We start from the raw sequence: 12,485 nt of genomic DNA on the forward strand, positions 1-12,485 counted from the left end.
AAAATTACTTTCTCTATAGAAACTTTGCGTTATAATAAATAGAAATAATATTTATGATAAGGAGAATGGAACGTGACAGAACAAACAATCACTGTAACATTAGCAAAAGAAAAGAAACCAAAACCGGATCCAGCAACATTAGTATTTGGTAAAGTGTTTACTGACCATATGTTTATGATGGATTATTCAGTCGATAAAGGATGGCATGATGCACAAATTCTTCCATACCAACCGATTACTTTAGATCCTGCTTCTGTTATTTTCCACTACGGACAAGCAGTTTTCGAGGGGTTAAAAGCTTATTTAACGAAAGAAGGCAAAGTCCTTTTATTTAGACCAGAAAAAAATATGGAGCGTTTAAATAAATCAAATGACAGACTTTGTATACCTGAAATAGATGAAGAGTTTGCCTTAAATGCTTTAAAACAATTAATTAATATCGATAGAGAATGGATTCCAAATGGAGAAGGAACCTCTTTATACATAAGACCTTTCGTTATATCTACTCAGCCTTATTTAGGTGTAGCAGCATCTGTTAGCTATAAATTTATGATCATTTTATCACCAGTAGGTTCGTATTATAAAGAAGGCGTTAAACCAGTAAAAATCTTCGTTGAAAATGAATATGTACGTGCAGTTGCAGGTGGTACTGGGTCAGCAAAAACAGCTGGTAACTATGCAGCAAGCTTAAAAGCACAACAAATTGCTAATGAAAAAGGCTACTCTCAAGTTCTTTGGTTAGATGGAGTAGAAAAGAAATATATTGAAGAAGTTGGCGCAATGAACGTATTCTTCAAAATAAACGGAGAAGTAGTCACACCTCAGTTAAATGGAAGCATTTTAGAGGGGGTAACAAGAAGAAGTATTATGGAGCTTCTTCAGCATTGGAATATTCCTATTACAGAAAGAAAAATTTCGATTGCTGAAATTTTTGAAGCCCATAAAAACGGTCAATTAGAAGAAGCATTCGGTACAGGAACAGCTGCTGTTATCTCTCCAATTGGTGAATTCTTCTGGAACGAAGAAAAAATAATCATAAATAATGGAGAAACAGGAGAATTGGCATCGAATTTATATAAGATAATCACTGATATCCAAAATGGAAGACAAGAAGATCCATTCGGCTGGACAGTTGAAGTGAAATAATTCCTTTACAAGGAAAATAAAGGAGCATCTTAATGTCTAATAAAAGCCACACGCTAAATTTTGGCTGGAATTTAATAGCACATAAAGACTATAAATTATTCTCAAACCAAAATGAATATGTATTAATGGATTGGGATGGAGATGTTGTTTTGTGTGTTGCTGTTCAAGACCATGAGATAGAGGTCCTTCGTAGTAATTGGAATCTTCATTTTAAAGTGAACTTGGCTTTTAAAACGATAAAAGTTTTTAATGATCCAGACGAGGAAGAGTGAGTAACGAAATTAGTGGATATAAGTAATTGCTATGTTAAAAGGAGTATACCTATTCTGATTAGGTATACTCCTTTGTTATTTTTACTGAAAGATAAAATTATATCAAACAATATAATTACACTAACTTGGTAGTAACAGGGTCTAGAATAAAAGTATGGATAACTTTTGCAACACCATCGTTATTATTAGTATCTGTCACGTAATCAGCAAGCGCCTTTACATCATCAGGGGCATTTCCCATCGCAACACCAAGGCCAGCAAATTCAATCATCGCTACATCATTATAACTATCACCAATAGCAATGACTTCTTCTCTTGTAATGCCCAGTTTTTCAATGAGAATGGCGAGGCTTGTCCCTTTAGTAACTCCTAATTCCGTAAATTCAAGGAAAAATGGTTTAGAGCGCATGACACTTAAATGTTCTGCTAACTCTTGTTGTAGCTTTGCTTCTACTACTTTAAGATGCTCTTCTTCTTTCACCATTAATACCTTTACGACAGGAGAGGAAACAGTTTGTTTGAAATCGGAAACTGTCTTAATAGGTAAGCCGGTAATATCTGCTTCGATTTCAGTGAATGGATTATTCTGTTGTGTAATGATTTCATCCTCCATATAAGTATGAATCCACACATTTTCCCTTTGGCTTAAATCATAAAGATCATGAACGGTTTCTGGTGGTAATGTACTACTAAATAGTTCTTCTTTCGTTTTACAATTTGTTATTTTTGCACCATTAAAAGAAAGAATAAAACTCCCATATTCAGCAAGCCTCAACTCTTCTGCAGCATCTTCGATAGCATATGTTGGTCTTCCAGATGCAAGGACCACCTTAACGCCATTTTCTTGTGCTAGCATTAAAGCTTTTTTTGTTGCATCTGAGATAGTATGGTTATCTGTTAATAAAGTATCATCCATATCTAATACGATCATTTTATAACTCATTTTGAACTCCCCTTTCCTAACCTCTATCAAGAATACATGAAAAAGAGACAATAGCCTATACATAAATCCACTTTTTTATAAAAGTTTTAAAAGGAATAAATTTCCTCGAAAAAAAGTATTTGAATTATCAGAAAATTACTGCTATAATGTAAAAAAGAACAAGGGGTTGATTCAAATGGAAAAGTATTTATTAAATGCTCCAAAACAGTCTGTAGGAAATGTAGTTGATTCTTTATTCGCTGAAATGGTATTAGAAAAAGCCCTTTACGACTTTCGAAAAGCTGAGCTAAAAAAACAAATTGACAAAACATTAATTGCTGGTGACAAGGAACAATTTTATCGTTTAACAGAAGAGTTAAAGGAATTAACCGCATAATAATCGTAATAAATTATATTTGTAATAAACATAACAGCTATCCTAAATGGGATGCCTCACTGTATTTTCACTCTGAAAAATCAGTGAGGTTTTTCCCTGCAAAAAAAGGATAGCTTTTTGTATGGACATATAAAAATAAAAACTGCCAATAAACAAAAGTTTATCGGCAGTTAGGGACACTACAAATGTGTCCTACGTATTGAGGCAATAAACTACGCTCCACATAGCGCAATAATGTTCATTGACTTATTCAATATAGCTCATCGCTTGATTAATATAACATAGTTTCTAGAAGTTTGGCAAGCTATTTCTTATGGATTCTCTTCAAAGCTTTGTTATTTATTAGACAAATTCCGTTCAATCGACCTCCAATTATTACAAGTATTGAAAAAAAGTATTATGGAACAATAATGATAATTTTGGAAAACTCCCGTACAATTCGATAGAAGCGTTTATACTTTACATAATAGGATATGGCTAGGTATGATTTAAGCATAAACATATCTTTTCATTTCATGATAACAAGTGAAATATAGAAAACCAATGAATAGGAGGAAGTTTATGAATACATATAAAACAAGGGAAGAAGTTACAGATTTGGAAAAATGGAATTTGAGGGATATTTATAAAACAGAAGAAGATTGGGAAAACGATCTTCAATTATTGGAGAAAAAAATCGAGGAGCTTGCCACTTTCAATAGTAATATTTCAGACGGGGCAAGCTTATTAGCATATCTTACTTTATCAGAGGAAACTAGTTTTATCTATCGAAAAGTATATGCTTATGGAATGCTTCTATTAGACTTAGATACGCGTAATACCCATGCCCAAAGTCTAATTGAAAAAGCTCGCTATGTAGGGCAGAAATATAGTAGAGCTACCTCCTTTTTTATGCCTTTTTTATTGTCATTAGAAGAAAGCAAATTAAAAGCCTACATAAAAGCTGAGACAGGATTAGCTTATTTTGAAAAAGACTTATTAGAGTCTTTTCGCTATAAGAAGCATGTATTAAGCAAAGAAAAAGAAGAGATTTTGTCCGAACTAGGAGAAGCATTAGGTGTACCGAGCAATGTATTCGGAATGATAAATAATGCAGATATTACATTTGGAGAAGTAACAAATGAAGATGGAGAAAAAATTGAGCTAACAAGGGGAATGTATGCAAAAAGAATCGAAAGTGAAGATCGAAATGTACGGAAAGAAGCATACCTAGCCTATTATAAACCATATATAGGCATGAAAAATACGATTGCAACAACCTTTAGTGCTGCAGTGAAAAATAATGTAAAAACAGCAAAATTAAGAAATTATCCTTCTGCTTTAGAAAAAAGTTTGTTTGGAGACCAAGTCCCAGTAGAAGTGTATAATAATTTAATTGAGACTACAAGAAAGAACTTACCTTATATGGATGACTATATGAAGTTTCGCAAAAAGCGACTTCAGCTCAAAGAACTGCATGCCTATGATTTAAGTGTTCCATTAGTCGGAGAAGCAGCCAAAGAAGAGATTAGCTATGATGACGCATTTCAAATAATGGTGGATGCATTAAAACCATTAGGTGAAGAATATATCGCAGTGCTAAAAAGTTTTAAAGAAAAGCGTTACTTAGATGTACGGGAAACACCTGGGAAACGTTCAGGTGCTTATAATTTAGGATTATATGGTGTACATCCATTTATTCTGCTAAACCATCGGGACGATTTAGATAGCTTATTTACATTAGCTCATGAATGTGGACATGGGATGCATTCCTATTTTAGTAGTAAACATCAGCCACAAATAAGTGCAGGCTATAGCATTTTTGTTGCGGAAGTCGCTTCTACTGTGAATGAAGTATTGTTAATAAGACATTTATTAAAATTAGAGCAGGATCCATTAAAAAGAGAGCATTTACTGCACCATTTTATTGATAGTTTTAAAGGTACCTTCTTTACACAGGTAATGTTTAGCGAATTTGAAAAAACAGTGCATGAGCAAGCAGAAAACGGGCTTCCTCTCTCATTGGATTTTTTCAATTCAACTTATGAGGAATTATTTAAAGCATATAATGGCAGCGATTTAGTCATTGATGAGCAAGTGAAGTATGGATGGTCGAGAATTCCCCATTTTTATCGTCCTTTTTATGTTTATAAGTATGCAACTGGTTTTGCATCAGCGATAAATATAGCTGATAAATTAATTGTAGGAGAGAAAGGGGATGTAGAAAACTACTTAGACTTTTTAAAAAGTGGAAGTTCTGACTATCCACTCGAGCTTCTCAAAAAGGCTGGTGTCGATTTGACAACCCCAGAGCCTATCAATCACGCTTTATCTATTTTCCATTCCTTAGTGAAGGAAGTTTTAGAAAAATAAATAATGGGTAGGGAAGTAAGGGTCTAACTTTAACTAAAAGTTTGAGACCCTTATCCCATCCCATTATTGATATTTTTCTAAAATAGTGAAAAAGTCGATGACAAATCGACGAAAGGTTTGGACAGATGGTGGAGATTCCCGATTGCTCGGAACGATAATTCCGACAGTTCGATTAATTATCGGATCTTCAATTGGTATTTTCACCGTAAACTTTGGAACAGTATCATAAAAAGTGCTTTCTGGCAGTAGTGTTACACCCATACCAGCAGACACCAATCCTTTAATCGCATCTAAATCTTCGCCTTCCGCATTTATATTCGGTAAAAATCCTTCTTGTTTGCAAGCGTCAATAGCGATTTTTTGCAAAATATAGCCTTCCGGAAATAAAACAAATTCATCATTGCGTAAATCCCGTAAGCGAAGGGATCTTCTTTCGCTTAAAAAATGATTACTTGGTAGTAAAGCAAATATTTTTTCAGTGAACAATATGTTTCCTGTTAATAAAAAATCGTCTGTTGGTACTGGACCCAAGAAGGCTAAATCTAAGTCTCTATTTTTTACCCCTTCTGTTAAAAAATGATAGGATCCTTGCCGCAATTGGAATTTCACTTTTGGATGTTTTTCTTTGAAAGCAGAAATAACCGTTGGTAGTAAGTGGCTTGCAAGACTTGTTGGAAAGCCAATTTTTATAGAGCCTCTTTCTGGATCCAAGTAGGCATTTACTTGTTCAATGGCACGGTCAACCGATTTGACTATGGCAAGAGAATGGGTTAGAAATATCTTTCCAATGGAAGTCAGTTTCACGTTTCTACCCTCCCGCTCAAATAATTGCACACCTAACTCATCTTCTAAGTTAGCAATTTGACGACTAACAGCAGATTGGGCAACATGCAGATGTTCCGCAGCGGCTGATACATGTTCCCTTTCCGCTACTTCAATAAAATATTTTAGTTGTCTCAGTTCCATTTTTATCGACCTTCTTTTTAATTATCTCATTTTTAGATTGTTTCTATCTAAATGATATATTGTACATATGAATTTGTATAGTATAATTGAATTATCTGAATAAAAAAATTTGTTAGAAAATCTGACAGGGGTGGTTGAAATGACGTACAACCAAATGGAAAAAGCGCAGGGCTTATATAGACCGGAATTTGAACATGATGCATGTGGAATCGGACTGTACGCTCATATAAAAGGGGAAGCGACGCACGACATTGTCACAAAAGGATTAAGCATGCTTTGTAAATTAGATCACCGTGGTGGGCAAGGTAGTGATCCATTAACAGGAGACGGTGCTGGATTAATGGTACAAATTCCAGATGCCTTCTTTCGAAAAGAATTAACAGATATTAATCTACCAGAGAGTGGAAAATATGCAGTTGGAATGGTCTTTTTTTCAAAGGATGACCCAAATCGAAATCAAATTGAAACAAAGATTAACGAATATATTGAAGAGATAGGAGAAGTACTTCTTGGTTGGAGAACTGTCCCAACCGAATTCAGAAAAATCGGAAAAGTTGCACAAGAAAGTTGTCCGGTGATTCGTCAAGTATTCATTCAATCCAATCAATCAAATAAAGATAAGTTAACGTTTGAACGAAAATTATATATAATTAGAAAACTAGCAGAAAAGTGGGGAAGCGAGGAAGAAAAAGAATTTTACTTTGCGAGTCTCTCATCAAGCACAATCGTCTATAAAGGATTATTAACTTCCGATCAAGTGAAGAGCTTTTATTTAGATGTGCAAGACCCAGCATTTGTTTCAGCTTTCGCAATTGTACATTCTCGTTTCAGCACAAATACATTTCCTAGCTGGGAAAGAGCTCATCCAAATCGATATTTAATCCATAATGGAGAAATAAATACATTACGAGGCAACTTTAACTGGATGAAAGCAAGGGAGCAGCAATTTGCATCAGAGGTTTTTGGAGCTGATTTAGAAAAAGTGTTACCAATCTTAGATTCCAATGGTAGTGACTCGTCCGTATTTGATAATGCATTAGAATTCTTTATTCTATCTGGTCGCACGCCGGCTCATGCGGCAATGATGATGATTCCAGAGCCTTGGACCGAGAATCCGCATTTATCAAAACAAAAAAGAGATTTTTACGAATATCATAGTAGCTTAATGGAACCATGGGATGGTCCAATGGCGATTACTTTTACAGACGGTAAACAAATTGGCGCGATTCTTGATCGTAACGGCTTACGCCCAGCAAGATATTATGTCACGAAAGATGATTACATCATTTTCTCTTCAGAGGTTGGCGTTATTCCAGTTGAAGAAGAAAATATTCTTTATAAAGAGCGCTTAAGTCCTGGAAAAATGCTGTTGATTGATTTAGAAGAAGGACGCATTGTTTCCGATGAAGAGCTTAAAAACTCGATTGCTTCTGAGCATCCATATACAGAGTGGCTAGAGGAAGTTGTGCGCTTAGAGGAAAACATAGAAGAAAAGGCGGAGACATTTGCTGATTTACTTGCAAGGCAAAAAGCTTTCGGTTACACGTATGAAGATGTGCAAAAAAATCTGATTCCAGTTGTATTAGAAGGTAAAGACCCGATTGGATCAATGGGAAATGACACGCCGCTTGCTGTATTATCTAATAAGCCACAGTCATTATTTAATTATTTCAAACAATTATTTGCACAAGTAACCAATCCGCCGATTGATGCAATTCGCGAACAACTAGTAACCTCGACTCTTTCTTGGATAGGTGCAGAAGGTGATTTATTACATCCAGATGAAAGCAATTGTCATAGAATACAACTGAAAACACCGATTCTATCTAATGGCGATGTTGAACAATTACGCACCAATGCTAAACTTGAGTTTACAGCTAGAACAATAGATGCTTTATTTACAGATAATTTAGAGGAAAGTTTAAACAACCTTATGCAAAAGGCAGAAGAAGCTATCACACAAGGTGTATCATTGCTTATTTTATCTGATCGTGCAATGAATAGAGAAGAAAAAGCTATTCCTGTTCTACTTGCTGTTAGTGCTTTGCATCAAGATTTAATTAAAAAAGGACTTCGTACGAAGGCAAGTATTATTGTAGAGTCTGGCGAAGTTCGAGAAGTACACCATTTTGCGAGTCTAATTGGATTCGGTGCGGATGCTATTAATCCATATTTGGTATATGCGACATATAATCAAGCAGTAGAGGATGGCATCTTATCCCTTTCCTATGAAGAAATTGTAGCGCGATACAATACAGTAGTTACAGAAGGCGTAGTAAAAGTAATGTCTAAAATGGGTATTTCTACTGTACAAAGCTATCGTGGTGCACAAATTTTTGAAGCAGTCGGGATTGGCAAAGAAGTAATTGATCAATACTTTACTGGCACTGTTTCTCAGCTAGGTGGTATCGGATTAGATATTATTGCGGAAGAAGCAACAAAAAGGCATTTATTAGGCTATCAAGAATCAATCGATGAAACATTAGATTCTGGAAGTGATTTCCAATGGAGAAAAGGCGGGGAACACCATGCTTTTAATCCAAAAACAATCCATACGTTACAGTGGGCATGTCGACAAGGTGACTACGGATTATTTAAACAATTTTCTGAAGCGGCTAACGAGGAAAGCATGAGTTTCTTGCGTAATTTATTTGCTTTTGATCCATCAAGACGGCCGATTGATATTAATGAAGTGGAATCTGTTGATTCCATTGTTAAAAGATTTAAAACAGGAGCTATGTCATTTGGTTCTCTAAGTAAAGAAGCCCATGAAACATTGGCAATCGCGATGAACCGATTAGGTGCAAGCAGCAATAGTGGAGAAGGTGGAGAAGATCCATCCCGTTATACAATGGATGAAAATGGCGATAATCGGAGAAGCAATATTAAACAAATCGCCTCTGGTCGATTCGGAGTTAAAAGTCATTATTTAATCAATGCGAAAGAATTGCAGATTAAAATGGCCCAAGGTGCAAAGCCTGGTGAAGGCGGACAGTTGCCTGGAAATAAAGTATATCCATGGGTTGCAGAAGTACGTGGCTCAACGCCAGGTGTAGGATTAATTTCTCCTCCACCACACCATGATATCTATTCCATTGAAGATTTAGCACAGCTTATCCATGATCTTAAAAACGCGAATAGAGATGCACGCATTTCCGTTAAATTAGTTTCAAAAGGTGGAATTGGAACTATTGCAGCAGGTGTTGCCAAAGGTGCTGCCGATGTTATAGTAGTGAGTGGTTATGATGGGGGAACAGGAGCATCGCCTAAAACAAGTATTAAACATACTGGTCTTCCATGGGAGCTTGGTTTAGCAGAAGCCCATCAGACATTAATGTTGAACGGTTTACGAAGTCGAGTCGTCCTTGAAACAGATGGGAAGTTAATGACAGGAAAAGATGTTGTTCTTGCAGCCTTGATGGGAGCAGAAGAATTTGGTTTTGCAACAGCTCCGTTAATTGTAATGGGTTGTGTGATGATGCGTGCATGTCATTTAGATACTTGTCCAGTTGGAATTGCAACACAAAATCCAGAATTGCGATATAAATTTGCTGGAGATCCTAATCATATCGTAAACTTTATGCGCTTTGTTGCAGAAGAGGTACGTGAGCTAATGGCACAGTTAGGATTCCGCACAGTAGAAGAAATGGTCGGAAGAACAGATGTGCTTACTGTTAGCAAAGAAGCGAAAACGCATTGGAAAGCGAAGGACTTAGATTTATCTAAGCTATTATATAAAGTGGATGGTCCAAGAACATTCCAAACACCGCAAAATCACAAGATTGATGAAAGCTTAGACATACAGAAGATTCTACCAGCAGTTCAAAATGCGATAAAAAACAAGGAAACATTAGATTTACATTATACAATCCGAAACACAAATCGAGTTACAGGTACCATTGTAGGTAGCGAAATTTCAAGGCATTACGGAGAATCTGGATTACCAGAAAATACAATTAATCTTCATTTCACCGGATCAGCAGGTCAAAGCTTCGGCGCGTTTATCCCTAAAGGTATGAGTCTTTATTTAACAGGAGATGCGAATGACTACATCGGAAAAGGGCTATCCGGTGGGAGAATTGTTGCTAAAGCATCAGCGATAAATTCTTATACAGCAAAAGATAATGTTATTATTGGCAATGTAGCATTTTACGGTGCGACAGGTGGAGAAGCATTTATAAATGGAAAAGCAGGAGAGCGATTTGCCGTACGTAACAGTGGTGCAAATATTGTCGTAGAAGGCATTGGCGACCATGGCTTAGAATATATGACTGGTGGAGAAGTTGTTATTTTAGGAGATGTGGGTAAAAACTTTGCAGCTGGTATGTCTGGTGGCATAGCCTATGTATTATCGAAAGACGCAGACCAATTCAAAACATTATGCAATAAAGAAATGATTATTTTTGAAGCACTAGAAGATCGAGCAGAAATAGAGAGAATACAAGGACTAATTGAAAAACATGTGGTAGAAACAGATAGCTTAGTAGGTCAACAAGTACTTGCTAATTGGGAAAATTATGTACAACAGTTTGTTAAAGTAATTCCGAAAGACTATAAACGAATGATTGCAAACATCCAAAAAGGACTAGAAAGTGGATTATCAGAAGAAGCAGCTTCCATGGAAGCATTTGAGAATAATTCCAAACAAGACAAAAAAAAACAATCAGATAAAATAACCGTATTAGTGCAGTAGAAAGGAGAGAACAGAATGGGTAAAGCAACTGGTTTCATGGAATTTAAACGGGAGGAAGCGGAAGAGAGAAATCCGCTTTCCCGCCTAAAAGATTATAAAAAATATTCTGCTCCTTTCGCTGATGAGGTACTAGAAAGACAAGGAGCAAGATGTATGGATTGTGCTACACCATTCTGCCATATTGGAATGGAAATTGCCGGAAGCACATCTGGCTGCCCGATCCATAACTTAATCCCTGAGTGGAATGACCTTGTATATAAAGGGAGATGGAAAGAAGCATTAGACAGATTATTAAAGACAAATAACTTTCCAGAATTCACTGGTAGTGCATGTCCAGCTCCATGTGAAGGTTCTTGTACAGTTGCAATCTCTGATCCAGCTGTTGCGATTAAGAATATCGAACGTACTATTATCGATAAGGGGTTTGCAAACGGGTGGATCCAACCACGAATTCCTCAAAAGAGAACAGGAAAAAAGATAGCCATCATTGGGTCTGGTCCAGCAGGACTTGCTAGTGCAGATCAATTAAATCAAGCTGGCCATTCTGTAACCGTTTATGAAAGAGCAGATAGACCAGGTGGGTTATTAATGTATGGTATTCCAAATATGAAAATAGAGAAAAAAGACGTAGAGCGTAGAATTAAGCTTCTTACCCAAGAAGGTATTGATTTTATTACCAATACAGAAGTAGGAAAAGATATAACTGCAAAAGAATTAAGAGAAAACTATGATGCTGTGATTCTTTGTACTGGTGCTCAAAAGCAAAGAGATTTAGTAATGGAAGGTAGAGATGCACAAGGTGTGCACTTTGCAATGGACTATTTATCAGGTGTAACCAAAAGTTTGCTAGATTCTAATTTGAGAGATAGAAACTTTATTGATGCAGAAGGCAAGGATGTCATTGTTATTGGTGGGGGAGATACAGGAGCTGATTGTGTCGCAACAGCTCTTCGCCAAAACTGTAAAAGCGTCGTCCAATTTGGTAAACATCCTAAGCTTGGGCTAATGCGCACAAGTGATAATATGTGGCCAGCAGCACCAAATGTCTTTACATTAGAATATGCATACGAAGAAGCGGAACAGAAGTTTGGGGAAGATCCTAGACAGTATGGAATTCAGACGAAGAAGATGGTAAAAGACGATAATGGTAAATTAAAAGAATTACACACTGTATCAATGGAAAAAATAAAGCAAGAAGATGGGACATTTATTTTCAAAGAAATTCCCGGAACAGAAAAAGTATGGCCAGCACAGTTAGTTTTTATCGCAATTGGCTTTGAAGGTCCTGAACAGCCAGTATTAAAGCACTTTGGTATTGAAACAATGAATCGAAAAGTTGCTGCAGCATACGGTGATTTTGAAACAAATCTTGAAGGTGTTTTCGCAGCAGGTGATGCCCGCAGAGGACAAAGCTTAATTGTTTGGGCAATTAATGAAGGAAGAGAAGCAGCTAGAAAAGTAGATGAATACTTGATGGGTGCTTCGATTCTACCAACTGTTAATGCTTAAGAAAAAAGAGGCTGGGACATAAGTATTTCAATCAACAACAAATACGAACTATAATGTAATTAAATTACATTATAGTTCGTGTTTGTTTTTTTAGAAAAAGTTTTAAAAACGAAGTGAAATGGAGCGGAGGACGCTCGACTCCTGCGGGAAATAGAGGAAAGGCTGAGACCCCGCAGCGCAGCGAGGAGGCTTAGCTTCCTCCCCGGCGCATCGTGCGTCCGTAGCGCA

At 36.4% G+C, this 12,485-nt stretch carries 8 protein-coding genes; 6 read left to right on the top strand and 2 right to left on the bottom strand.

What is annotated here, in order from left to right:
- Positions 1 to 72: 72 nt before the first annotated feature.
- Together ACWNMZ_RS22150 and ACWNMZ_RS22155 are read left to right on the top strand one after the other, a co-directional pair.
- Positions 73 to 1,146, top strand: coding sequence for a branched-chain amino acid aminotransferase (locus ACWNMZ_RS22150; protein WP_031536530.1), 1,074 nt, complete (start codon positions 73 to 75; stop codon positions 1,144 to 1,146).
- A gap of 32 nt (positions 1,147 to 1,178) precedes the next feature.
- Entirely contained in the window at positions 1,179 to 1,418 is a 240-nt protein-coding gene (locus ACWNMZ_RS22155; protein WP_031536529.1) for a hypothetical protein, read from the top strand.
- A gap of 115 nt (positions 1,419 to 1,533) precedes the next feature.
- Here the strand turns inward: ACWNMZ_RS22155 and ACWNMZ_RS22160 are convergent, their stop codons facing one another.
- On the bottom strand, positions 1,534 to 2,361 hold the full coding sequence (locus tag ACWNMZ_RS22160) for a Cof-type HAD-IIB family hydrolase (RefSeq protein WP_031536528.1): 828 nt from the start codon (positions 2,359 to 2,361) through the stop codon (positions 1,534 to 1,536).
- 175 nt (positions 2,362 to 2,536) lie between these two features.
- Here ACWNMZ_RS22160 and ACWNMZ_RS22165 point away from each other — a divergent pair, with 175 nt between their 5' ends.
- Together ACWNMZ_RS22165 and pepF are read left to right on the top strand one after the other, a co-directional pair.
- Positions 2,537 to 2,737 carry an IDEAL domain-containing protein gene (locus ACWNMZ_RS22165; RefSeq protein WP_031536527.1) on the top strand — a complete coding sequence of 67 codons (201 nt, stop codon included), beginning with the start codon at positions 2,537 to 2,539 and terminating at the stop codon, positions 2,735 to 2,737.
- Between the two features lie 561 nt (positions 2,738 to 3,298).
- Positions 3,299 to 5,089: an oligoendopeptidase F gene (pepF, locus tag ACWNMZ_RS22170; protein WP_031536526.1), complete on the top strand. Its 1,791-nt coding sequence runs from the start codon at positions 3,299 to 3,301 to the stop codon at positions 5,087 to 5,089.
- 63 nt (positions 5,090 to 5,152) lie between these two features.
- On the opposite strand, the gene ACWNMZ_RS22175 is transcribed toward pepF, so the two are convergent.
- A complete protein-coding gene (locus ACWNMZ_RS22175; RefSeq protein WP_031536525.1) occupies positions 5,153 to 6,055 on the bottom strand; it encodes a LysR family transcriptional regulator in 903 nt (300 codons plus the stop codon).
- A 139-nt stretch (positions 6,056 to 6,194) separates the two neighbouring features.
- Here ACWNMZ_RS22175 and gltB point away from each other — a divergent pair, with 139 nt between their 5' ends.
- Both gltB and gltD read left to right on the top strand, forming a co-directional pair.
- On the top strand, positions 6,195 to 10,748 hold the full coding sequence (gene gltB, locus ACWNMZ_RS22180) for a glutamate synthase large subunit (protein ID WP_031536524.1): 4,554 nt from the start codon (positions 6,195 to 6,197) through the stop codon (positions 10,746 to 10,748).
- A gap of 15 nt (positions 10,749 to 10,763) precedes the next feature.
- Positions 10,764 to 12,257 carry a glutamate synthase small subunit gene (gltD, locus tag ACWNMZ_RS22185; protein ID WP_031536523.1) on the top strand — a complete coding sequence of 498 codons (1,494 nt, stop codon included), beginning with the start codon at positions 10,764 to 10,766 and terminating at the stop codon, positions 12,255 to 12,257.
- Positions 12,258 to 12,485 lie beyond the last annotated feature (228 nt).

This window comes from Niallia sp. Marseille-Q9988 (genome assembly GCF_976954375.1).